Genomic DNA, 23,853 nt, shown 5'->3' on the forward strand with positions numbered 1-23,853 from the left:
CTGGTACGCGGGCCTGTCGATCTGCGTGCTCGTGTTCTTCGCGATCGGCGTGGCCCAGGTGCTCGGCGACGACTCCTTCGACCTGTTCTACTTCGGTTTCGGCGAACACACCTCGCGCGTCGGCCGCGGACTCGTCGCCGCGCTGATCGGTCTGGTGATTTATCTGATTTGGCAATTCTTCGCGGTCAAGCGGCCTGCGCTGGTGCTGCCCAACAAGCACGCGCTGCAACAGGCGCAGGCGCTGTACGACAGCCACGGCGGCGGCGAATTCGCCCACTTGACCTTCATGCGCGACAAGCACCTGTTCTGGGCGGCCGATCATCAGACGGTCGTCGCCTACGGCAGCATCCGCAACCGCCTCGTCGCGCTTGGCTCGCCGTGCGGACCCGAGGCGGCGATCGACCGCGCAATCCTCGATTTCCGCCGCTTCGCCGACGCACAGGATCGCGTACCGATTTTCTACGAGGTGCTCGAACCGGATCTGTCGCATTATCACGATCACGGCTTCGACCTGTTCAAGCTCGGCGAACTCGCGCAGATCAAACTCGACGAGTTCTCCCTGATTGGAAAGCGCTGGGAGGATCTGCGCCAAGCGGTAAACCGCGCGGGCAAGGAACAACTCACATTCGAGATCGTCAATCCGCCGCACGATTCGGTTGTGCTCGCCGAGGTCAAGGACGTTTCCGATACCTGGCTGGCCTACAAGGGTTCGGCGGAAAAGGGCTTTTCGCTCGGCCGCTTCGATGCCGAGTATCTCGATTACAGCCCGCTCGCACTGGTGCGCCGCGCCGGCGAGCTGATCGCATTTCTGAATATCGTACCGCCCTACGGAGCGAACGGCAGCGTGAGCATCGACCTCATGCGCCATGTCGGCGACGCGCCGCGCAGCACGATGGATTACCTGTTCGCCAACGTGATGCTGTGGGCGCAGGCACAGGGTCACAAGACCTTCAGCCTCGGCATGGCGCCGCTGTCGCGCGTCGGCGACAACCAGTACGCGCGCATCAACGAACGCCTCGCCTCGCTCGCATTCCGCTACGGCAACAGTTTATACAATTACCAAGGTGTACGCAGATACAAGGACAAGTTCAAGCCCGAGTGGACCGGCTCGTATCTCGCCTATCCGCGCGGCGTCTGGGTGCCGGGCCTGCTGATCGATATCGCCGCGCTGGTCGCCGGCGGCTACCGGCGGTTCCTGTCGAGCCGATAATCTTCAGCGCATCGCTTAATGCGGTGAGGCGAAGAAGCTGACTCAATCCACACGCTCGGTCTCACGCGGCGCGATGTGCGTTCCACGGTTTGATATGCGCCAGTTTCTTGGCGATGGCCTGTTTGGTCGTGGCGCGGTCGTGGTCGTCCTGCAAACCCGTCCAGAAACCTTCGCTGGTGCCGAAGAACTGCGCCAGGCGCAGGCCCGTGTCGGCGGTAATCGAGCGCTTGCCGGCAACGATTTCGCCGATGCGCCGCTGTGGCACGCCGATTTCCTTCGCCAGTCGGTACTGGGTAATTTCCATCGGCTTGAGGAATTCCTCAAGCAGGATTTCGCCGGGAGTGGGATACGGTACGCTACGCATGCTGTGCTCCTTCAATGGTAGTCGACGATTTCCACGTCGTGCGCGGCAGCTCCGCTCCAGCGAAAGCAAACGCGCCATTGATCGTTGACGCGGATGCTCCATTGGCCGTCGCGCTTGCCTTTGAGTTTTTCCAGTCGATTGTTCGGCGGAATGCGCAGATCATCGATGCGCCCGGCACGATTGAGCATCGCAAGTTTGCGCATCGCGACCGATTCGAAATGCCGCCAGCGCAACACGCGATGCCCGTGAAACAACGACTCCGTATCGGCATCGTGGAACGATCGGATCATGCAACGATGCTATTGCAATGCGTTACTAACGTCAATCGGTAGTATGTGTCGTTGTTTGCAAGGGCGTCATCAAGCCCGCTACTGGCTGCTCCAGCCATTCACTAGATTGGTCACGTTGACCGTGCCGATGCCGGTGGCGAAATCCCAGCCCGTCGTCGCGGAAAAGGCTGGCGAGTTGGTTGCGCTCGAGGTGGAGAGCACGCCGTAATAGAACGCGTTCAGAGTGCCGGTGGAGCCGTAGCAATCGAAACCGAAGCAATTGACCACGATGTCGCCCTGGGTCACATCGTAGAAGATGCACGCGGCGCTCACGTTGTTGCCGTTGCTCGAGTTGCAACTTGCGTTGCCGCTGCCGCCGTACTCGTTGGCGGCGAGCCGGTAATAGCGGATATTCGGATTGCCCTGGCGCGCGCCGGCTTTCTGGTTGATCAGGGCCTGCACGCCGGCCATGATCGGGGCGGCGAACGACGTGCCGCCGAATGCCGGCCAACTGCTCGGCGCGCCCGCGCATGACTTGCCGCTGTTGGCGATATCGCTGTAGCAGACGACGTAGGCGTGGCTCCACAAACCATTCGCGGCGAACAACGAAACATCCGGCAGATCGCGCACGCCGTCATTTGCGAGGCCAACCACGCCGGTTTGCCAGGATGGTTTGGCGGTGCCACGACAGGAACCCGGGCCGGAGATCAGATTGCTGCTGTTGAAGGTCGGCGAGCCGGTGGCGCAATTGCTCGGCCCGCCGCTGCCTCCGCCGGTGCTGTCGATCGCATATTGCCGGGCCATGCTGGAATTGCACAGGCCAGTGCTGCCATAGGCGATGCTGTTGGCGGTGTAGTGCAGGAAGATCGAACCGGCGCAGGAGTTGTTCCACGGAATTTCCGGTACGTACGATTTCGCCGAGCCGTAGCCGCTCGAGTTGACGACGTTCCAGTACGTGCTGTTCGCACCGCTCGATGTGTCGGCGAAATCGGTGCCGCCCACGGCAACGTTGTAGGGCGTCGAAGCGAACCCGTTCACGGCGATGCCGTTGTAGGCGCCGTTGTTGTTCGGATCGCAGCCCGCTGCGCCTTCATCGCCCGCGGAGACGAAAACCGACACGCCTTCCGCCACCGCCTGTTGATACGCGGCGGCATAGGCCGCGTTCGCGGTCGCGCCGTTGTAGGCCTCGCACTCGCCATAGCTCATGCTGATGATCGCCGGCGGCGCGGCGCTGCCATTGATCAGGTTCTGCACGGCGATCAAACCGCCGAACGTGGTGTTGGTGTCCGCGCAGGCCGCCAGTTCGATCGTTGCGCCGGGCGCGGCGGCGCTGGCCCATTCGGCATCGAGGATCGCCTCGGCGTCGGCGCTGTTGATACCCGGGTCCGCACAATTGCTGGCGCCGCCGCCCGGCGACGGATGCAGCTGCAACAGCTTGCCTGAGTATCCGGACAATCCGAACGCATTGCGGAACGCGCTCCAGTCGCGCGCGCTGTAGATGTCAGTGTCCTCGACCAGGGCGATGGTCTGGCCCTGACCGGCGATGCCCTGGCTGAATACCGGATTGAAGTTGTATATCGTCGCCAGATCGGCCGGGGTCACGAAGTACTCGGTGGCGTTGTTGTCGGAAAAAGTATACTTCGGCCGGCGCTTGTACTGGGCGTGTGGGCGGAAATCGTGCAGCGACACGATGCCCTTGATCGCCGGCGCCAGCGCCGCCGGAATCTGCGGATCGCTGGTGTTGGCGATATGGCGTGCGCCGCCGGCGGCGAATTGGTGGATCTCGGTATGAAACGCATTGCGCACGGCCCCCGCGCTGCCGGAAAAATCGATCACGGTCGCACCCGGATAGACCAGGTTCACGCGGAAACCGCGCGCCTGCAGCCAAATGCCGATGGTGCGGATGTCCTCCGGCGCGGCGCCATAGGTCTTGCCGAATTGCGCGGCCGTCAGCCACTGATGAAAGCTGGTCGATTGCGGGTCGTGCAGATCGTCGATCAGCCGCTCCAGTGCCTGCGCCTGCTCGGCGGAACGCTGCAGCAACAGTTGCATGTGATTCATCGGCAGGCTGTCGGCAACCACGCCAAGATCGCGACTGCGCGCGACTTCCGGCCGCACGTTGCCCTGCAGGGTCACGCGCTTGGCCTCGTCGACGCGCGCGGTAATCAGACTATGCGGAGCGACGGTCGCGGCTGCGCATTGCAACGGCACAAGCAACAGCAGCGCGAGCGCAAATCCGCTGGCTCGAATCGTCCTGCTCATAGCGCGCACCCCGCCGGAACCGGGCCGACTCGTTGCAGATTGATCGTATCGCTCAGACCCTGATTGGCGCCCGCGGTGAAGGTGTAGGTCAAGGTCATCGCGCTGCAACTGGCGAAGCTGATATTGGCGGTGCCGACCGGGGTCGTGGTCACGCCGCCACCGACGTTGAACGTACCGCCGGTGCTTGAGTAAATCGGCACATTGCTAATCGACGTCATGCCCGGCGCGAACGCCGCGGTCTGCACGGTGAACCAGCGCTGGCTCGCACCGCCACCGATCTGCGCGCCATTCTGCGCATAGGTATACCACCCTGCCGACAGCAGGGTCTGCGCGGGATTGATGTCGAATACAAAGCCCTGGCCGCCGGTGGTCGGGTTGTACCACGCGCCGGACAGCAGATAGCTCAAGGCGGGACTGCCATTGTCGCCAGCGGACGAGCAGGTCACATTCGCATCCAGCCGCGCCAGCGGTATGAGGCCGCTGCGGCCGCTGCCATCGCTGAAACTGTAGGTCAGCAGGGCGTCGGTGCAACTGGCAAACAGCAGTGTTGCGGTTCCGACCGCAGTCGCGCTCGTGTGCGGCGCGGCGTTGAAATTGCCGCCGGTGTTCGCGTAGATCGTCAGCGGATACGCGCCGCCGCCCGCTGTGGCATTGCCCTGCAGCGTGTACCAGCGCTGGCCGCCGGCCGCGCTCACGTCATAGGTGTACCAGCTTGAGCCGAGCACGCCGAGACCAGCGCCTGCAAGATCGGGATACACCTCGATCACGAAACCTTGACCACCGGTGCTTCGTTGATACCACGAGCCGGTCAAGCCATGCTGATCCAGATTGATCGAACTGATCGCCTGCGGGCAGGCGCTGTACCACGGCGTCGCGCCGGTGGCCGCGTCCCAGTTCGTGTCCGGCGTTGCGCTGAATGGATTGCCGCACAGCGTCGAGCCACCGGGGAGTAGATTGTTCGAATTGGGTACGGCCGCAATCGAAGCGTCAAGCTGATTGTCGCCGACATTGAAGAATTGCAGATTGGACAAATCGCTCAACGCGGGAATGCTGCCGCTCAATTGATTGGCGAACGCATAGAAGGTCTGCAGATTGCCCAAGCCGGTAAGTGATGGAATGATCCCCGACAATTGGTTGTCGTGCACATCGAAAACCTCAAGGCTGGCCAGTCCGGCAAGGGCCGGAAGCGCACCGCTGAGATTGTTCGACGACGCGTTGAAACCGTGCAGATTCGTCAGCCCGGCAAGCGGCGGGATCGAGCCGCTGAGATTGTTCTGTCCGACATCGAAGCCCTGCAGATTGACCAGCCCGGTCAACGCCGGAATCGACCCGCTGAAGGTATTGCCCTCGATGCTGAAGGCCTGCAACAGCGTAAATCCGCTCAACGCGGGAATGCTGCCGCCAAGGCTGCACGCGCTGCCGTTGCCGCCGCAATAGTTGTTGTTGGCTACGTTGAAGCTCTGCAATTGCGTCAGCGCCGTCAGCGACGTTGGCAAAGTGCCGATCAACCGGTTCTGCGGCAGATAGATACCGACGATGTGGCTGTTGGTACTGTCGCAGGTCAGCCCGAACCAAGGGTTGGGATTGCCGCTCGTGCCACCACACTCGCTGCCGGCCGCGCTGTTCCAACCGAGGTTGTAGATCCAGCCGGCGCCACCTGCGCTGTTGTAGAAAGCGAGCAGCGCCTGGCGCTCGGACGCCGGGATGGCCGCCCAAACCGACTGACCGGGCAAGGCAGCGCAAACAGCGATCAGCACGCACGCAATTCGGATTCGAGAAAGCACGGTGTTCCTGTTTTCAGTCGACTGGCGAGCGCAGCCTGGTCTCCCCGACTATACCGACAGGAAGATGGCGCCTCCGTCGACGATACGAAAGCGAGCTGCCGCAGACCATACCTGCACGCGGTTAATTCCGCCCAAATCCTAGCTCAAGCCGCGTAAATTTGCAGTCCTGCGCGGACGCCGTGGCAGCGCGCCGCATGCGCATGCTGATGGTTTCGCGTATCCTTCGCGACCCTCTCGCCAGCTTGTCTCACTGTCCGGCGCGAGGCGAAAACCTCAAGGAGCGCTTATGGGCCTCGACCTCGTTTCCAGCGGCAGGGACGTGCCGAACGAAATCAATGTCGTCATCGAGATTCCGAAGGACGCGGAGCCGGTGAAGTACGAAGTGGACAAGGCCAGTGGCGCGATCTTCGTCGACCGCGTGCTGTCCACGCCGATGCGCTACCCGTGCAACTACGGCTACGTGCCGAACACGCTGTGCGGCGACGGCGATCCGGTCGACGTGCTCGTGGTGATGCCGCTGCCGCTGATTCCCGGCGCGGTGATCCGCTGCCGTCCGGTCGGCATGCTCGCGATGACCGACGAAGCCGGCGCCGACACCAAGATCCTCGCTGTGCCGATCGACAAGGTGTTCGCCGGCTATGCGCATATCAAGGACATCAACACCGTGCCGCAGCACTGGCGCGACCGCATCGGCCACTTTTTCGAGCACTACAAGGATCTGGAAAAGGGTAAATGGGTAAAAGTGGACGGCTGGCACGACATGGCCGCCGCGAAGCAGGAAATTCTCGACTGCGTCGCGCGCTATCAGGATTGTCCGGAGAAGCCGGCGTTTTGACTTGGCGGTTTCCGCGCGGGTCCGCGCGGCATGTAATCCGGCGCTTCAACTCCGCTCGTCGTTCCGGCGAAAGCCGGACCGCGAAGGCAGGATGCCGAAGCGAACATTCGCGTAGCGAATGGCCCGAAGGGTACGCGGCAGGAGCCGCGTGTAATCCAGTGTCTTTGCCCTAGCTCGTCATTCCGGCGAAAGCCGGAATCCAGCGTCTTCGCTTTGCCGTTTGACTGTGAAAGCTTTTGCTTTTGAGAAAAAGCAAAGAACAGACACTGGATTCCGGCTTTCGCCGGAATGACGAGCCAGTCAATCCTCGGGCGTCTCATCCTCATCCGGCTTGCCGGGCGCCGTCGTGCGCGGTCCCGCGCACAAATCCGCCGCGCGCCAGATCAATATGTGCCCAAGGCGATAGGGAATTTCGATCATGGGCTTCACCGCGATCGGATACTTGGTGTAGAACGTCACGATTTCACCATCCGGGTGCGCCGCGCACCAAGTGTACAAATTGGCAAAATCCACTTTTTCCAAAGGCTTGGTCAAGCGTCCCGGAAATTCGAACAGGCCGTGATGCCAGCCCAGATGCACGATCGGCTTGCCGCTTTCCTGCGCGGCGCGGATGCGCGCGGCGGTGGCGCTGACGTCGAAGGTAGGGCCGACCGCCTGGACCAGGGTCAGCATCCCGAGCGTGATCGCGGCAACGGCGCTCAAGCTCAGGCTGCGCAGTTGCGCATGCGCGCGCGGATGCGCAAGCAGAAACACGCCGAGCAGAGCCAGCAGCGCGCCCCAGAGTGGCCAGATGCCGCCGATCACTTGCCGTTCGGTCGGTGAGAAGCTGCCGCTGGTGGCGAGCTTGTTGAACCAGACCAAGGTCTCGGCGTGCTCGGCAAGATAGGGCGCCACCGCGAGAAACAGGCCCAGCAGCACCAGCAGCAGGCCGAACAGGCGCCCGCGCACGCGCGCCGCATCGTCGCCCAGCACATGCGCAAAATACAGCGCCAGGCCCGGCAATAGCGGCAGCAAATAATGCGGCTGCTTGCCGCTGAGCTTGCAGAACACCAGGAAGGCCGGCAGAAACCAGGCGATGCCGAAGCGCGCCGCCTTGCTCGCCGTGAGGCTATTGCGCCACGCCCGCCACGGTGCACGCAGGCTCACGATCCACGGCAGGATCAAGAACGGCAGCACCATCAGATACCACCAGATTGGCCGCGCATGCGCGAAGCTCTTGGTCATGCGCGCGGCGGTCTGACGGAACAAGACATCATTGACGTAGCCCCATCCGCCCGCAACGAGCATGTAAGCCAAACCGATCACGGCGCTGCCGAGCACGCCGAGCAACAGGCAGGCGTACCAACGCGATGGATACTGGCGCGCAGTCGCGCTCCACCACGGCGCGAGCAAGGCGACCAGGCAGGCATCGAGCAGCATTACCGGGCCTTTGTTCAAAAGCCCAAGTCCAAGCCCCAGCGCGAATATCAAGGTACCGCGAAGCCAGCGCCGTGCATCCAGATCGAGCACGCCATGCAACGCCAGCAAGACGCAGGCGGTGAGCAACATGTCGAACATGATCAAGTTGGCGAACAGCGCGAAGAAAGCCGTTCCCGCAAGAATCGTCGTGGCGCGCGTGGCGAATCCGACATCTCCATTCAGACGTCGCGCCAGACGGTCGAACAGGAACAGCGACGCCAGCGACGTCCCGAGCATGCCAAGCCGCACGATCCACACCTGCAGGCCGGCCACCGTCCAGGCCAGGTTGATCAGCCAGAACAACAACGGCCCCTTGTCCGAATAAGGCGCGCCATTGAGGTGCAGGAGCAGGAAATTGCCGGTGTAACGCATCTCCCAGGCGACGGAGAGATAGCGTGTTTCGTCGATCGGCACGGCCGGCAGGAACAGCGCGACGGGCAGGAGCAGGAGGAACCAGTGCAGGCGCCAGTCGGCGAGGAAACGATTCATTTGAATTTCAAGATGGCGGGAATCGAGCTGAAAGGTGGCCGCAATTCTCCTCCCCTTTCAAGGGGGAGGCCGGGAGGGGGATGGTGTTTGCGACGAGATGTCGATTGTCGCATCGGTCAACGCCTTCACACCATCCCCACCTAACCCTCCCCTTGAAGGGGAGGGCTTTGACTGCTGGCTATCAGCCCCGATTCAACAAGGACTTCAGATCGATGATCGCCGCGTTCGCGCGCGAGACGTAGTTGGCCATGACCAGCGAATGGTTGGCGAAGAAGCCGAACGGGCTGCCATTCAGGATGATCGGACTCATCACCGGCTTCTGCGATTCCTGCAGTTCGCGGATCACCTGCTTGAGACTGACCATCGCGTTCTTGCGTTCGAGGATCGGCGCGAAATCGACCTCGACCGCTTTCAATTGTTCAAGCAGTGCCCAGCTGTAGCCGCGCGATTCGTAGAACACATCGTCGATCTTGTCCCACGGCGTCTGCACGACCTGCGCCGTCTTCGGACTCGCCGCCGGCGCATTCGGATCGACCGGCGCATCGCCCTGCAACTGCAATTGGCCCACGCTCGCCGACAGGCGCTGCGACAGGCTGCCGAGCCGCGTCGACACGGTATCCAGATAATCCGCAAGACTGTCCGCACGCGCGAAGAACTGCGCGCCGTTCGGATCGTTCTTGCCCAAGCGCTGCAGATACCCTTCGACGTGGTCGATCGCCTTGCGATACTGACCCTCGGAACTGGGCAGCAGCCAGCGATCGTTCGGACTGGAAAACAGCGGATCGGCTTCCTGCAGATCCTTGTCTTCCTCGGACTGCGACTGCGAGCGCGAGAATTTGTTGCGCATCTCGCGCGCGAGATCGCGCGTCGCGGTGAGCACGCCGAATTCCCAGTTCGGCACATTGTCCATGAACAGGCCAGGCGGGAATTTATCGTTGGAAATATAGCCGCCGCGCTTGTCGAGCAGGGTCTCCGCGCTGCCGATCAAAGCGCCCGTAACGACCGCGCCGGTCACCACTGGCTGCTGATGCTGCGCCGCGCGCTCCTGCGCGAACTTGACCACATCGAACTGATCCGGCTCGTAGCTCCACCAGAACATCAGCGCGAGGATGACGATCGCGTAGAGCGCGAGCACGCTCAGTATCCCGCGCAGAATCCAGCGCGGGTTGGGTTTGCGAGTGGTCGCGACAATAACCATGGCGATTCCTAGGCCGGCTTGCGGTCCGTTGCGGTTGTGGAAATATATACTTCGCCACCCTGTTCGCGGAACTCGCGCGCCTTGTCGGCCATGCCCCTGACCAGCGCTTCGGCTTCGTCGGCGACGCCGTGGTCCCTGGCGTAGTCGCGCACGTCCTGGGTGATCTTCATCGAGCAGAAGTGCGGGCCGCACATCGAGCAGAAATGCGCGTGCTTGGCGGCCTCCTTCGGCAAGGTCTCGTCGTGGAATTCCTGCGCCTTTTCCGGATCCAGGCCGAGGTTGAACTGATCCTGCCAGCGGAATTCGAAGCGTGCCTTCGACAGTGCGTTGTCGCGCGCCTGCGCGGCGGGATGACCCTTCGCCAGATCGGCCGCGTGTGCGGCGATCTTGTAGGCGATGATGCCGTCGCGCACATCCTGCTTGTTGGGCAAGCCGAGGTGCTCCTTCGGCGTCACGTAGCAGAGCATCGCGGTGCCGAACCAGCCAATCAGGGCCGCGCCGATCGCGCTGGTAATGTGATCGTAACCCGGAGCGATATCGGTCGTGAGCGGACCCAAGGTATAAAAAGGCGCCTCGTGACATACGCGCAACTGACGCTCCATGTTTTCCTTGATCAACTGCATCGGCACGTGGCCGGGGCCTTCGATCATGGTCTGCACATCGTACTTCCAGGCGATCTGGGTCAACTCACCGAGCGTATCGAGTTCGGCGAACTGCGCCGCGTCGTTCGCATCGGCGATCGAACCGGGGCGCAAGCCATCGCCGAGCGAGAACGCCACATCGTAGGCCTGCATGATTTCGCAGATATCCTCGAAATGCGTGTAGAGGAAACTTTCCCGATGGTGCGCGAGACACCACTTGGCCATGATCGAGCCGCCACGCGAGACGATGCCCGTAACGCGTTTGGCGGTGAGCGGAATGTAGGGCAGGCGCACGCCCGCGTGGATCGTGAAATAGTCCACGCCCTGCTCGGCCTGCTCGATCAGTGTGTCACGGAAAATTTCCCAGGTGAGTTCCTCGGCCTTGCCGTCGACTTTTTCCAGCGCCTGATAAATCGGCACGGTGCCGATCGGCACGGGCGAGTTGCGGATGATCCACTCGCGCGTTTCGTGGATGTTCTTGCCGGTCGACAGATCCATCACCGTGTCGCCGCCCCAGCGGATCGCCCAGACCATTTTCTCGACTTCCTCGGCGATGCCCGACGACACCGCGGAGTTGCCGATATTGGCGTTGATCTTGGTCAGGAAGTTGCGCCCGATGATCATCGGCTCGCTTTCCGGATGATTGATGTTGCATGGAATGATCGCGCGCCCGCGCGCGACTTCGCTGCGCACGAATTCGGGCGTGATCGTGCGCGGAATCGCGGCGCCGAAACTCTCGCCCGCGTGTTGCGCGAGGAGTGCGGCATCGCCCAGCGCCTCGATCTTCTGGTTTTCACGGATCGCGATGAATTCCATCTCCGGCGTGATGATGCCGCGGCGCGCGTAGTGCATCTGCGACACGTTCGCGCCGGCCTTGGCGCGACGCGGCGTGCCGAGATGCGGGAACCTCACGCTCGCAAGTTTCGCGTCGGTTGCGCGCCGGCGCCCGAATTCGGAACTCAGGCCTTTGAGCATTTCGCTGTCGCCGCGCTCGGCGATCCACGCCGCGCGCAGCGGCGCAAGCCCCGCCGCAAGATCGATGTGCACTGCCGGATCGGTATACGGCCCCGAGGTGTCGTACAACGCGAACGGCGTGTTCTTCTCGGCGCCGAACACCAGCGGGGTATTGGCCAGCGCGACCTCGCGCATCGGCACGCGCAAGTCCGCGCGCGCGCCGGAAGTATAGATTTTGCGCGACCCCGGAATCGGCCGCGTGAGGTTTTCCGACAGCGCGGCGGTTTCGCGAACCAGATCGGCGGCAAGAGCATTCATGGAATCGTCCTCGTCAGGCGCATCCCTGGCCGATAACCGCGCGTCCTGCACGGACTTCTCAAAAGAGTGGTGACGAAGCGGCGGGACGGCATGCGCCATCGAAGCTTCCCTACGCCGGCATGATCCGGATCAGGTACCAAGGGTTTTTCTCAGTTCACGATCCAACGCACCGCGAACACCCCCGCTTCACATGGTGAATTGAAACACGAAGCGCGGCGGATGGCGAGCGCGGCCGATCGGCAACGCAGCGTTTGTGACGCAACTGTGCGACGAAACTTCGCCGCCTTGCGTCATGTCGAAGAGTAGACTGAACCGCATCTTGCGGAAGCGAACGAGGTTCCCATGAACGCATTGCGCCGCTTGAACTCCCGCAGCCTGGCGTTGCTCGCGTCGGCATTTTTCGCGCTGGCCGCCAGCGCAACGTCAGTGCTCGCCCGTGAGCCCCTGCCCGAACGCATTCAGGTCGAGTGGGCGCCGACCGACACCTTGAGCGAGGTCAAGAACAACCAGATGCAACGCGGCTGGCTGCGGCCCGCGGACTGGCAGAAGAGCCTGGGCGAGTATCTGCGCAAGCGTGCCGACCTCAAATTGCCGCCCGGCGAACAATTGGAGGTGACCATCAACGATATCAAGCTGGCCGGCGATTTCGAACCCTGGCACGGACCGAATGCGCAGGACATCCGCATCATGAAAGATCTGTACCCGCCGCGCATCGACCTGCATTACAAACTGGTCGGCAACGATGGCGCCACGATCCGCGAAGGCGACAGCAAGCTGCGCGATCTGGCATACCTGCAGCGCACGGTGCCGTTCAACAACGATCCGCTGCGCTACGACAAGCGCCTGCTCGACGACTGGATCACCAGGGAGTTCGTGCGCAATCGATCCTGATTACGGGATCTCGACCGCCAGATCTAGCGTGGTGCGTACTAGCGTGGCGCGTAGGCGCGCAGGAACAGATCGACCGTCGCATTGAGGTGCTCGTCGATCTCGCGCTGAGTCATGGCTTCGCCACAGCCGAACTCCATACGCGCATGGCATTCGCCCTTGAGCAGGCAGAAAAACTGCGTCGCCGCGCGGTGGAAATCGGCGATCTCGAGTTTGCCCGCCGCCACTTCCTCGCGCAGGAAGGATTCGAGCCCGAGCTGGGTGCGGCGCGGGCCGGCTTCCCAGAACATCTGCGCCAGTCGCGGCGACTGGCGCGCGTTGGCGACGATCGTGCGGTGCACGGCGAGCGCCTCCGCGCTGGTGATCAAGGCGAAAAACGCGCGCGCGATCGTCAGCAGCTGACGCCGGATCGGGCCCTTGAGATCGGCGTTGAAAATCTCGGTCGGCATCTGCTCATGGCACACCTGCTCGACGGCCGCGGTAAACAGGCGCTCCTTGTCCTGGTAGTGACTGTAGACGGTTAGCTTGGACACGCCCGCCGCGTTGGCGATCGCGTCCATGCTCGTGCCTTCGAATCCCTGTGTGATGAACAAGCGTTTGGCCGCCTGCAGGATGGCGGCGCGCTTTCCCAGGTCCTTGGGGCGACCCGGTCCACAGGTTTTGGCGATGGCTATGTTCATGAGGTTTCGGCGACTTCCTTCCGTATGCGTTTGAACGATTGCCGCCAAGCGCGATGGGTGCTGCCCGACGGTTCCGGTTGCCTTGCTTAATTACTGGACAACCCGGTTTAGTATTTGATACTATACCACAACGTTCACTAATTAGCATGCTGCAACTGCAGGAGACCGGTGGCGATGCGTACCCTTGTTCGTACATCCAAGTTGAGCGCGGCAATGCTGGCCTTTGCCGCTCTCGCCGGCTTGTCCGGCTGCAGCAGCAAGGCCGCCGCGCCCGAAGCGCCGCGCAATGCGCTGGTCGCGCACCCGCAAGCCGCCGATGCGCTGAATGCCGAAGTCTATTCCGGCGATGTGCATGCGCGCTTCGAAAGCCAGCTCGGCTTCCGCGTCAACGGCAAGATCAAGACGCGCCTGGTCGATGTCGGCAATCATGTCGAAGCCGGCCAGGTGCTGGCCGAGCTCGATCCACTGGATCTCAAACTGCAGGTCGCCAGCGCCAACGCGAACCTGAGCTCGGCACGCGCGAACCGCGATCTGGCTCAATCCGAATTCGACCGCTACCGCCCACTGCTCGACAAACATTTCATCAGCCAGACCCAGTTCGACACGGTGAGCAACACGCTCAAGGCCGCGCAGGCGCAGTTGCAGCAGGCACAGGCGGCCTTCGCGGTCGCGCAAAATCAGGCCGAATACACCTCGCTGCGCGCCGACCACGCCGGCGTGATCACCGCGATCAATGCCGAAGCTGGCCAGGTCGTGAGTGCCGGACAAGCCGTGGCGATGCTGGCGCGCGATGGTTCTCTCGAAGTGGAAATCGCGGTACCGGAAAATCGCATCGGCGCCTATAGCGTCGGTACTCCTGTCGCGATCGAGTCCTGGGCCGACGCGGGTAAACAACTGGCCGGCCATTTGCGCGAGATCAGTCCCGAGGCCGACCACACCACGCGCACCTATCGCGTGCGCGTGAGCTTCGACGATACCGCGCTCGCACCGCGTCTGGGCCAGACTGCACGCGTCTACTTCGTCGATGCCAACACGACCGCACAGATCCTGATTCCTCTGGCGGCCTTGTACGAACTCGGTGGCAAGCCTGCGGTGTGGGTGGTCGATGCGAAGACGCATCAGGTGCGTCTCGCGCCGGTGAGCGTGGCCGCCTACCGCGAGCAAGGCGTGACGATTTCCGGCGGCGTAAGCGCGCAGGACTGGATCGTCACCGCCGGCGTGCACAAGCTGCGCGAAGGCCAGGCGATCGCGCCGATCGATGCACTCAATCGCGCAATCGCGCTCTAAACTTGCAGCATTCGGAGTCGTTGCATGGGTCGCTTCAATCTTTCCGAATGGTCGCTGCGCAACCAGGCGTTGCTGCGCTATTTCATCTTCCTGCTCGCCGCGCTCGGCGCGTGGTCCTACATGGGTCTGGGCCAGTCCGAGGATCCGCCGTTCACCTTCAAGGTGATGGTCGTGCAGACGCAATGGCCGGGCGCAACCGCGGCCGAAGTCACCGAACAGGTCACCGAGAGGATCGAGAAGAAGCTGCAAGAATTGCCGCAAGTCGACTTTCTGCGCAGCTATTCGCGGCCGGGCGAGTCGCAGGTGTTCGTGGTGATCAAGGACACGTTGCCGCCGTCCGACGTGCCGGATTTCTTCTATCAGGTGCGCAAGAAGATCGGCGACATTCGGTATACTTTGCCGCAAGGTGTACTCGGGCCGTTCTTCAACGACGAATTCGGCGATACCTTCGGCAATATCTACGCGCTCAGCGGCGACGGCTACAGCGATGCGCAGCTGCGCGACTACGCCGAGCGCCTCAAGCTTGAAATCCTGCGCGTGCCCGACGTGGCCAAGATCCAGCTCATCGGCCTGCAGGACGAAAAGGTCACGATCGAGCTGTCCAACGCCAAACTCGCCACGCTCGGCGTGAGCTTCGATCAATTGCAGAAAACCCTCGCGGCGCAGAACGCGATCACGCCCGCAGGCAGTTTCGAGACCGGCAGCGACCGCATCTATCTGCGGCCCACCGGCGCGTTCGATTCGGTCGAGGCGATCCGCAATATCTCGATCCGCGCGAACGGCAACCTGTTCCGCCTCGGCGATGTCGCCAACATCCACCGCGGCTACGCCGATCCGCCGCAGCCGCGCATGCGTTTCATGGGCAAGAATTCGCTTGGTATCGCGGTGTCGATGCGCGCCGGCGGCGACATCATTCATCTGGGGCAGAACCTCGACACGACGATCGCGCGCCTGCAGAAGACCTTGCCGGTTGGCCTTGATCTGGAACGCGTCACCGACCAGCCGCGCGCGGTCGCACGTTCGGTCAGCGAATTCGTCGACACGCTGGCGATCGCGGTGGCGATCGTCCTGCTGGTCAGCTTTTTCTCGCTCGGCTGGCGCCCCGGTCTGGTCGTCGCGCTGTCGATTCCGCTGGTACTCGCGATGACCTTCGCGGCGATGAAGTACTTCGGCATCGACCTGCACAAGATCTCGCTGGGCGCGCTGGTGCTGGCGCTGGGCTTGCTGGTCGACGACGCGATCATCGCGGTCGAAATGATGGCGATCAAGATCGAGCAGGGCTACGACCGCGTCAGCGCGGCCGCGTTCGCCTACAGTTCGACCGCGTTCCCGATGCTGACCGGCACCCTGGTGACCGCAGCGGGTTTCCTGCCGATCGCGACCGCGAAATCCGGCACCGGCGAGTACACGCGCTCGATCTTCGAGGTCGTCGCGCTCGCGCTGCTGATTTCCTGGGTCGCCGCAGTGATGCTGATCCCGTATCTGGGCTACAAGCTGCTGCCCGAGCGCGATGCGCCGCTTGGCAGATTCGAAACATGGTTACGTCGCTTGCGCGATCGCTTTAGCCCCTTCCCCCGCTCGCGGGGGAAGGTTGGGAAGGGGGTGAGTGAAGAACCCAGTGCCTTCCAGGTCGACCCGCGGGCACCTTCCCCCGCAGGCGGGGGAAGGGAAAGTGCGCACGATCCGTATGCGACGCCGTTCTATCGCGGCTTCCGCAGCGTAGTCGACTGGTGCGTGGGCCATCGCAAGACCGTGATCGCCGCGACCGTGCTCGCATTCGCGCTGTCGCTGGCCGGTTTCGGTTTCGTGCAGCAGCAGTTCTTCCCCGACTCGACGCGGCCGGAGTTGATGGTCGATCTCAAACTGACTGAAGGCGCGTCGATCAGCGCGACCGAAACCCAGGTGAAGAAACTCGAAGCCTGGCTGGCAAAGCGTCCCGAACTCGAAAACTATGTCGCCTTCGTCGGCTCAGGCGCGCCGCGTTTCTATCTGCCGCTCGATCAGCAATTGCCGCAGGCGAGCTTCGCCGAATTCGTGCTGCTGGCGAAATCCACCGCCGACCGCGAGCATTTGCGCAGCGATCTGATCGACTTGTTCGACCACGACTTTTCCGAGCTGCGCGCGCGCGTCGTGCGCCTGGAAAATGGTCCGCCGGTCGGTTATCCGGTGCAGTTCCGCGTGTCCGGCGCGGATATTCCGACCGTGCGCGAACTCGCGCGCAAAGTCGCCGATGTGATGCACCAGAATCCCACCCTGCGCAATGTGAACCTCGACTGGGAGGAGCCCTCCAAGGTCGTGCATCTGAGCATCGACCAGGAGCGCGCGCGCGTGCTCGGCGTGTCGTCGCAGGATCTGGCCAATTTCCTGCAAAGCTCGCTGTCCGGCGTGCCGGTGACGTACTACCGCGAGCGCGATCAATTGATCGAGGTTTCCCTGCGCGGCCCGGCCGACGAACGTGCGCGCCTGTCCCTGCTCGAAAGCCTGGCCGTGCCGACACCGTCGGGCCAGAGCGTGCCACTGAAACAGATCGCGACTGTGAGCTACGGTTTCGAGGAAGGCATCATCTGGCGGCGCAACCGCCTGCCAACCGTCACCGTGCGCGGCGATATCTACGGCACGACCACCGCGCCGACCGTAACCGCACAGATGCTGCCGCAACTCGATGCGATCCGCGCCTCGATGCCGCCGGGTTATCTGCTCGAAGTCGGTGGCGCGGTCGAGGAAAGCGCCAAGGGCCAGAGCTCGGTCAATGCGGGCATGCCACTGTTCCTGATCGTCGTGCTCACCGTGCTGATGATCCAGTTGCGCAGCTTCAGCCGCGTGCTGCTGGTGTTTCTCACCGCGCCGCTCGGCCTGATCGGCGTGACCTTGTTCCTGCTCGTGTTCCACGTACCGTTCGGCTTCGTGGCGATGCTCGGCACGATCGCGCTGATGGGCATGATCATGCGCAACTCGGTCATCCTCGTCGATCAGATCGAACAGGACATCGGCGCCGGCCATGCGCCGTGGACCGCGATCGTCGATGCGACCGTCAGGCGTTTCCGCCCGATCGTGCTCACCGCACTGGCGGCGATCCTGGCGATGATTCCGCTGTCGCGCAGCGCGTTCTACGGGCCGATGGCGGTGGCGATCATGGGCGGCCTGTTCGTGGCGACCGCGCTGACCCTGCTGTTCCTGCCGGCGCTGTACGCAGCCTGGTTCCGCGTGCGCCGCGATGCGCACGCGCCGACAGCCGCTGCGACGCCGGCGAACGCCGATGCATCCTTGTCGAATACGCCGGCGATTGCGCTGGCTACGCATTGAGTCGTGCGCGATCGTCCCCATCAAAACGGGTACGGTTTTGCACGATGCAATTGGCAGCGCCGGGGTTTGAATGACTTCCGGCACTTTGGCAAGCGCGGGGCTTCCGCCATCGTACGATTGCCCGGTGGCGTACTGTCCCTTTATTCTCTCGGCACCCTATCCACCCGGAATCCGATGTCATGTCGCTGAATATCGAACTTGCCCGCCGCAACATGGTTGAGCAACAGGTGCGTCCCTGGGACGTGCTCGACTCGCGCGTGCTCGAAGCGATCACCGCGATCCGGCGCGAGGATTTCGTCCCCAGCGCCTGCCGCAACCTCGCTTTCGCCGATCTGGAATTGCCGCTCGGTCATGCCGAGGTGATGATGAAACCCGTGGTCGAAGGCCGCGTGCTGCAGGCGATCGCGCCGACGCGCGCGGAAAGCGTGCTGGAAATCGGCACCGGCTCGGGTTTCGTCACCGCCTGCCTCGCGCGCCTTGCGCACGACGTCGTCAGCATCGAGCAGCACGCGGATTTTGCCGATGCGGCGCGCGCGCGCCTGGCCGGCGCCGGACTGCGCAACGTACGCGTCGAGGTCGCCGAGGCGGTGCATCGATTCGTTCCGCAACAGGTCTTCGACGTGATGCTTGTCACTGGCGCGGTCGCCACGCTTCCGCCACGCTGGCGCGACTGGGTCAAGCCCGGCGGGCGCCTGCTTGCGATCGTCGGCGCATCGCCCGCGCAACAGGCGTTGCTGTACACGCGCGGTGCCGACGGGCAGTGGAGCGAGGAAGCCATGTTCGAAACCGATCTGCCCTATCTGAACCATGCGGCGCCGGCTGCGCGATTCGCGCTCTGAAGCGCCTTCGTATTCCGCATCCGCGGCGAAAGTATTTTTTGAGGAAAAATCCACAATGCGTAAAAGTATCAAGCTGAACCGTGCGTCTCTCGATCGCCTCAAGCCGGCCCCGCTTGGGATGGGGCTGCTCGCCGCGGCACTCGCCATCGCCGCGCTGCCGCTGCCGTCCCAGGCTGAAGATCTGACCCAGATCTACCAGCTCGCGCGTCAGGCCGATCCAACCCTGGCCGCTGCCGACGCCAACAAGAACGCCACCGAGGAAAGCGTGCCGCAGGCGCGCTCGGCCTTGTTGCCGCAGATCAACGGCAGCTACGGTTTCGCGCACTCCGATCAGGGCAGCAAGGGCCCGAACACCAGCTTCGTGCAGGATCAAGTCGGCAATTTCGGCATCATTACCACCGACGCCAGCGGCCGCAGCCGGCCGGGCAACCTGATGCTGACCCAATCGATCTTCAACTGGGGCAACATCACGCGTCTGCGCAGCGCGCATGCATTGGCCGAAGGTGCGCAGTACACCTACGATGCCGCCTCGCAGAATCTGCTCGTGCGCACGGCAACCGCCTATTTCGGCGTGCTGACTACCGAGGATCAGCTCAGCTTCGCGCAATTGAACGAAAAATCGCTGGCCAAGCAACTCGACCAGGCCGAACAGCGTTTCCAGGTCGGCCTGTCCGCGATCACCGATGTGCATGTCGCGCGCGCCCAGCACGACGCCGCCGTGGCTCAGGTGATTACCGCGCAGAACGCCGTGGAAACCGCGCGCGAGGGCGTGAGCCAGATCATCGGCAAGGATTTCGGCGATCTGAAAAAACTGCGCGATCCGCTGCCGCTGGAGAAGCCGGCACCGGCCAATGCGCAGGCCTGGGTGGATCTGGCCAACAAGCAGAATCCGCTGCTTGCCTCGGCGCAGCGCTCGGTCGATTCGGCCGAGGACAACATCTCCACGCAACGCGCGGGCCATTATCCGACGCTGAGCGGTTCGATCACGCGCAATGACACACCGTCGTGGGGCAGCGTGAATGAATTCGCCAGCGGGCAGAAGTTTTCGATCCCGAGCAACAACAATCTGAGCACCGCGACGACGGTCGGCGTGACCTTGAATATCCCGATCTTTTCCGGTGGCCTGGTCTCCTCGCAGACGCGCCAGGCCGTGTTCCAGCGTGATGCCGCGCAGGACCAGCTCGAACTGCAGCGCCGCACCGTGGTGGCAAACACGCGCAACGCCTATCGCGCGGTGATCGCCGGTATCAGCGAAGTCGAAGCGACCAAGGCCGCCGTGGTTTCCGCGCAAAGCGCATTGGACGCGACCCAGGCGGGCTTCGAGGTCGGCACCAAGACCATCGTCGATGTGCTGATCAGCCAGAGCACCTTGCTCAACGCGCAAAGTGCTTACTCGCAGGCACGCCATCAGTTCGTGCTCAGCGGCCTGCAGCTCAAGGAGTCCGCAGGTGTGGTGGCGGCGAAGGATCTCGACGCGGTGAATTCGTTGCTGGAGTAATTCCGATCGGCAAACCGGCGCCGGGAAGACGCGATGCTTACGCCTTTGCCGATTCGCGCCGCGCGATGTCCGCTTCGCGTTCCTCGAGCACGTTCTCGATGATCGCCAGCGTGCGCAATACGCTGCCCTGCTCGCGCTCGAATGCATCCTGCGCGGCGCGGCCGATCCTGGCGCTCAACGCCGGGTCGGCGAGCAGGCGCAGGATCTCACCGCCGAGTTGATCGCCGTCGCTTACCTGCAACGCGGCCCCGGCATCGAGCAAGCTGGCGCTGATCTCGGCGAAATTGAACAGGTACGGCCCGACCACGATCGGCACGCCGAGCGCCGCGGGCTCGAGCACGTTGTGCCCGCCGATCGGCACGAGACTGCCGCCGACGAATGCCACATCGGTCGCCGCGTAGAAGTAGAGCAGTTCGCCGAGTGTGTCGACGACGAAGCACTGCGTATCCGAACTGGCCACAACATCTTCGCTGCGCGTGCGCGTGACGAAACCGAAACTGCGGCAGGCTTGCGCCACCGGCTTGAAGCGTTCGGGATGGCGCGGCGCGATCAGCAGCAGCGCGTCGGGAAAACGGCGCAACACCACGGCCTGCGCCTTGAGCACGGCCAGCTCCTCGCCGTCGTGTGTGCTTGCCGCGAGCCACACCGGGCGCCGCGCGCCCCAGGCCGCGCGCATCGTGTGCGCCTGCTCGATCAGTTGCGCAGGCACGGTCATGTCGTATTTCAGATTGCCGATCACGCCCAGGCGTTCGCGCGGTGCGCCCAGCTCCTGCAGGCGCGCCGCGTCGGTCGCTGACTGCGCCGCGATATAGCGCGCACTGGCCAGCGCCTGACGCGCGAGCGGACGTATCGGGCGGTAGCCGCGCAGGCTTTTTTCCGACAGGCGCGCATTGGCGATGACCAGCGGAATGGCGCGCGCCTCGCACTCGAAAAAAAGGTTCGGCCAGATCTCGGTTTCCATGATGACCGCGAGCCGCGGCCGGATGCGATCGAGAAAGCGGCGGATCGATGCGGGCAGATCGTAGGGCAGGTACACGTTCATCACACGATCGCCGTAAACGCGGCGCACGCGCTCCGAGCCGGTCGGCGTCACCGTCGTGATCACGAACGTCGCACCGTGGTAGCGGCGCATGAGCGCGTCGATCAGCGGCAGCGCCGCATTGACCTCGCCCATCGATACCGCGTGCAGCCAGATGCTCTCGCGCTTGCCGGTATCCTTGACGAAACCGAAACGCTCGCGCCAGCGCTCGAAATATTCGCGGTAGTGAAAACCGCGCGCCGCCAGCCGGTACAGGATCGCCGGCGTCAGCAGGTACATCGTGAGCGTGTAGATGAAGCGGCGTAGCGGCACGGGCAGGTCGCGAGTTGGGGAGGGAAAGTATAGCTGTGGTCGGGGACTCGGGACTCAGGAAGAGCTGGTCCGCTCGTCATTCCAGCGAAGCGCTTCTCAACAGCGAAGCTGGTCAAGCTGGAATCCATCTGGATTTTCGCCTCGCAAAATCTGGCGTGGAAACGGGTCGCCCGGCTGCGACTGCCGATTCCCGGCTCTCCTGTCTTTATACTTCAACGGATGACCTCGACCGAGCCCGCCCCGCCCCGCCTGCTCTCGCCGCGCTACTGGCCCTCGTGGATCGGCATCGGCGTGATCTGGCTGATCGCACGCCTGCCCTACCGTTTGCTGTTCTGGCTCGGCCGCGGGCTCGGCCTGCTGACCGCGCTGTTGCCCGGTGAGCGCCGGCATGTGGCACAGCGCAATCTCGAAATCTGCCTGCCGCAATTGACGCCGTCCGCGCGCGCGACCTTGCTGCGCGCGTCGCTCGCGGATCTGGGCCTGATGCTGGTCGAATTCGCGCTGGCCTGGATGGGATCCGATCGCGCGCTCGCGCGTGTGCCATGCGCGATCGAAGGCCTCGAGCATCTCGACGCCTGCCGGGAAAAAGGTAAAGGTGTACTTTTGGTCGGTGCGCATTTTTCCCATCTCGAACTGTGCGCGCGCCTGGTTTCGCAGCGCATGCGCATCGCCGGCATGTATCGCGTGATGGACGATCCGGTATTCGAGCGTTGCGTCCTGCGCGCACGCCTGCACTACGCCGAAGCGATGTTCACCAAGGACGAATTGCGCGCAAGCGTGCGCTATCTGCGCCGTCGCGGCACGCTCTGGTACGCACCGGATCAGGACATGCGCGGCAAGGACAGCGTGTTCGTGCCGTTCTTCGGCGTCAGCGCGGCGACGATCACCGCAACCCACCATCTGGCGCGTCTGTCCGGCGCGGCGGTGATTCCGTTTTTTCACCGGCGCCGGCATGATGGTCGCGGTTACGTGTTGCGCCTGGAAGCGCCGATGGCGGATTTTCCGGGTGGCGATGTAGTCGCCGACACGGCACGCGTGAATCTGCTGATTCAGCGCATGGTGGACGAGGCGCCGGATCAGTATCTATGGGTGCACAAGCGCTTCAAGTCGCGGCCGCCGGGCGAGAAGGCGCTGTATTGAGGGATGCACCATCCGCGGCCGGTTAACGCCGGCCGAACAGCGTTTGTTGCAGAGTGATGCGGGGACTTGAGGGGAGTGACCATGCCGTTCTTGCTGATGCTCGTCGGTGCGGCGCTGGGCGCCTGGCTCTGCGCCGGCGTATTCGACGAATCGACCGGATTCACCGGGGCGCTGTTTGGTGCCATCGCCGGATTGACGGCGGCGCTGTGGCGGCGCCTGAGCGCACGCGTGACCAGGCTCGAAGCGGATCTGGCGCGCGCGACAGTCACGCTGGCGACACGCAGTACCACGACGAGCGCGCCCTTCGTTCACGTTGATGCGTCGGCCGCGGAGCCTGAGCAAGTTGCGGCTGCGGATACCGTGGCTGAAGCGTCACCGACTGTTTCTTCCACCACGCTTGCCGCCGTGCAAGAACATGCGCGCGACGAAATCGCGATGCACGGCGAATCGACACCGGAATCGATTGCATCCGCGCAATCCGACGATGCGCCAGCGCGCGCGGCACCGCGCGGCTTCTCGGCATCGACGTCGCCACGCCCGGAAAGCGCCGCCGCAGCCGCGATCAGGCGCTGGTTTACCTCGGGCAATGTGCCGGTGAAGGTTGGCGTGATCGTGCTGTTTCTCGGCGTCGCCGCCCTGCTCAAGTACGCAGCCGATCAGGGCTGGCTCAGGATGCCGATCGAATTTCGCCTCGCCAGCATCGCCGTGGCGGCGCTCGCAGCGCTCGCTTTCGCCTGGCGCAAGCGCGCATCGCATCGCGCATTCGCGTTGAGCCTGCAGGGCGGCGCGATCGGCGTGCTGATCCTGACCGTGTTCGCCGCGTATCGCCTGTATGCGCTGTTGCCGCCGGTGCTCGCTTTCGCCCTGCTGGTTGTCATCGTCGCCGCCGCCGGTGCATTGGCCGTGCTGCAGGACGCTCTCGCATTGGCGCTGCTGGCGATCGTCGGCGGCTTTCTCGCGCCGATTCTGATTGCCACCGGCAGCAACAATCACGTCGCGCTGTTCAGCTACTACGCCGTGCTCAATGCGGCGATTTTCGTCATCGCCTGGGTCAAGCCCTGGCGCGCGCTGAACCTGGTCGGCTT

The 23,853-nt window shown here is 63.4% G+C and carries 18 protein-coding genes and 1 riboswitch; of the genes, 9 read left to right on the plus strand and 9 right to left on the minus strand.

Features of this window, described 5'->3' with window-relative positions; genetic code table 11:
* Nucleotides 1-1,210: phosphatidylglycerol lysyltransferase domain-containing protein (locus tag VIE67_RS07065; RefSeq protein ID WP_332024662.1), on the plus strand; the 1,210-nt coding region annotated here is incomplete at its 5' end.
* Between the two features lie 61 nt (nt 1,211-1,271).
* On the opposite strand, the gene VIE67_RS07070 is transcribed toward VIE67_RS07065, so the two are convergent.
* From VIE67_RS07070 to VIE67_RS07085, 4 genes are all read right to left on the minus strand, one after another.
* Complete coding sequence (locus VIE67_RS07070) at nt 1,272-1,574, minus strand: HigA family addiction module antitoxin (protein ID WP_332024664.1); 303 nt, start codon at nt 1,572-1,574, stop codon at nt 1,272-1,274.
* An 11-nt stretch (nt 1,575-1,585) separates the two neighbouring features.
* A complete protein-coding gene (locus VIE67_RS07075; protein ID WP_332024666.1) occupies nt 1,586-1,864 on the minus strand; it encodes a type II toxin-antitoxin system RelE/ParE family toxin in 279 nt (92 codons plus the stop codon).
* A gap of 78 nt (nt 1,865-1,942) precedes the next feature.
* Entirely contained in the window at nt 1,943-4,105 is a 2,163-nt protein-coding gene (locus tag VIE67_RS07080) for a S53 family peptidase (RefSeq protein WP_332024668.1), read from the minus strand.
* A complete protein-coding gene (locus VIE67_RS07085) occupies nt 4,102-5,862 on the minus strand; it encodes a leucine-rich repeat domain-containing protein (protein WP_332024669.1) in 1,761 nt (586 codons plus the stop codon). Before VIE67_RS07085 ends, VIE67_RS07080 begins: the two co-directional genes overlap by 4 nt.
* A gap of 313 nt (nt 5,863-6,175) precedes the next feature.
* On the opposite strand from VIE67_RS07085, the gene ppa reads away from it, so the two are divergent.
* Nucleotides 6,176-6,724 (plus strand): inorganic diphosphatase, encoded by a 549-nt coding sequence (gene ppa, locus VIE67_RS07090; RefSeq protein WP_332024671.1) that lies wholly within the window; start codon nt 6,176-6,178, stop codon nt 6,722-6,724.
* 300 nt (nt 6,725-7,024) lie between these two features.
* Here ppa and VIE67_RS07095 read toward each other — a convergent pair whose 3' ends face one another.
* The 3 genes from VIE67_RS07095 to thiC form a co-directional block, all read right to left on the minus strand.
* Nucleotides 7,025-8,671 (minus strand): ArnT family glycosyltransferase, encoded by a 1,647-nt coding sequence (locus VIE67_RS07095; protein WP_332024673.1) that lies wholly within the window; start codon nt 8,669-8,671, stop codon nt 7,025-7,027.
* Nucleotides 8,672-8,852: 181 nt separating this feature from the next.
* On the minus strand, nt 8,853-9,869 hold the full coding sequence (locus VIE67_RS07100) for a DUF2333 family protein (protein WP_332024675.1): 1,017 nt from the start codon (nt 9,867-9,869) through the stop codon (nt 8,853-8,855).
* Nucleotides 9,870-9,877: 8 nt separating this feature from the next.
* The gene (thiC, locus tag VIE67_RS07105; protein ID WP_332024677.1) at nt 9,878-11,782 is read right to left on the minus strand and encodes a phosphomethylpyrimidine synthase ThiC; all 1,905 of its coding nucleotides are present in this window, start codon (nt 11,780-11,782) and stop codon (nt 9,878-9,880) included.
* A gap of 88 nt (nt 11,783-11,870) precedes the next feature.
* A riboswitch (TPP riboswitch) is annotated at nt 11,871-11,975 on the minus strand.
* A 149-nt stretch (nt 11,976-12,124) separates the two neighbouring features.
* Between thiC and VIE67_RS07110 the strand changes: the two genes are divergently transcribed.
* Nucleotides 12,125-12,673 (plus strand): DUF3016 domain-containing protein, encoded by a 549-nt coding sequence (locus tag VIE67_RS07110; protein WP_332024679.1) that lies wholly within the window; start codon nt 12,125-12,127, stop codon nt 12,671-12,673.
* A 38-nt stretch (nt 12,674-12,711) separates the two neighbouring features.
* Here VIE67_RS07110 and VIE67_RS07115 read toward each other — a convergent pair whose 3' ends face one another.
* Nucleotides 12,712-13,350 (minus strand): TetR/AcrR family transcriptional regulator, encoded by a 639-nt coding sequence (locus VIE67_RS07115; protein ID WP_332024681.1) that lies wholly within the window; start codon nt 13,348-13,350, stop codon nt 12,712-12,714.
* Between the two features lie 174 nt (nt 13,351-13,524).
* Here VIE67_RS07115 and VIE67_RS07120 point away from each other — a divergent pair, with 174 nt between their 5' ends.
* The 4 genes from VIE67_RS07120 to VIE67_RS07135 all read left to right on the plus strand — a co-directional run bounded on the left by VIE67_RS07120 (nt 13,525) and on the right by VIE67_RS07135 (nt 20,277).
* Nucleotides 13,525-14,637, plus strand: coding sequence for an efflux RND transporter periplasmic adaptor subunit (locus VIE67_RS07120; RefSeq protein WP_332024683.1), 1,113 nt, complete (start codon nt 13,525-13,527; stop codon nt 14,635-14,637).
* 24 nt (nt 14,638-14,661) lie between these two features.
* Complete coding sequence (locus tag VIE67_RS07125; protein ID WP_332024685.1) at nt 14,662-17,940, plus strand: efflux RND transporter permease subunit; 3,279 nt, start codon at nt 14,662-14,664, stop codon at nt 17,938-17,940.
* A 179-nt stretch (nt 17,941-18,119) separates the two neighbouring features.
* Entirely contained in the window at nt 18,120-18,779 is a 660-nt protein-coding gene (locus VIE67_RS07130) for a protein-L-isoaspartate O-methyltransferase family protein (protein WP_332024687.1), read from the plus strand.
* 55 nt (nt 18,780-18,834) lie between these two features.
* The gene (locus VIE67_RS07135; RefSeq protein WP_332024689.1) at nt 18,835-20,277 is read left to right on the plus strand and encodes a TolC family outer membrane protein; all 1,443 of its coding nucleotides are present in this window, start codon (nt 18,835-18,837) and stop codon (nt 20,275-20,277) included.
* A gap of 37 nt (nt 20,278-20,314) precedes the next feature.
* Here VIE67_RS07135 and waaA read toward each other — a convergent pair whose 3' ends face one another.
* Nucleotides 20,315-21,628, minus strand: a complete 1,314-nt coding sequence (gene waaA, locus VIE67_RS07140; protein WP_332024691.1) for a lipid IV(A) 3-deoxy-D-manno-octulosonic acid transferase — start codon at nt 21,626-21,628, stop codon at nt 20,315-20,317.
* A gap of 219 nt (nt 21,629-21,847) precedes the next feature.
* Between waaA and lpxL the strand changes: the two genes are divergently transcribed.
* Entirely contained in the window at nt 21,848-22,768 is a 921-nt protein-coding gene (gene lpxL, locus VIE67_RS07145) for an LpxL/LpxP family Kdo(2)-lipid IV(A) lauroyl/palmitoleoyl acyltransferase (RefSeq protein ID WP_332024693.1), read from the plus strand.
* 81 nt (nt 22,769-22,849) lie between these two features.
* A partial coding sequence (locus VIE67_RS07150; RefSeq protein ID WP_332024695.1) for a DUF2339 domain-containing protein occupies nt 22,850-23,853 on the plus strand: 1,004 nt, incomplete at its 3' end.

The organism is Rudaea sp. (genome assembly GCF_036560865.1).
Taxonomy (GTDB): domain Bacteria; phylum Pseudomonadota; class Gammaproteobacteria; order Xanthomonadales; family Rhodanobacteraceae; genus Rudaea.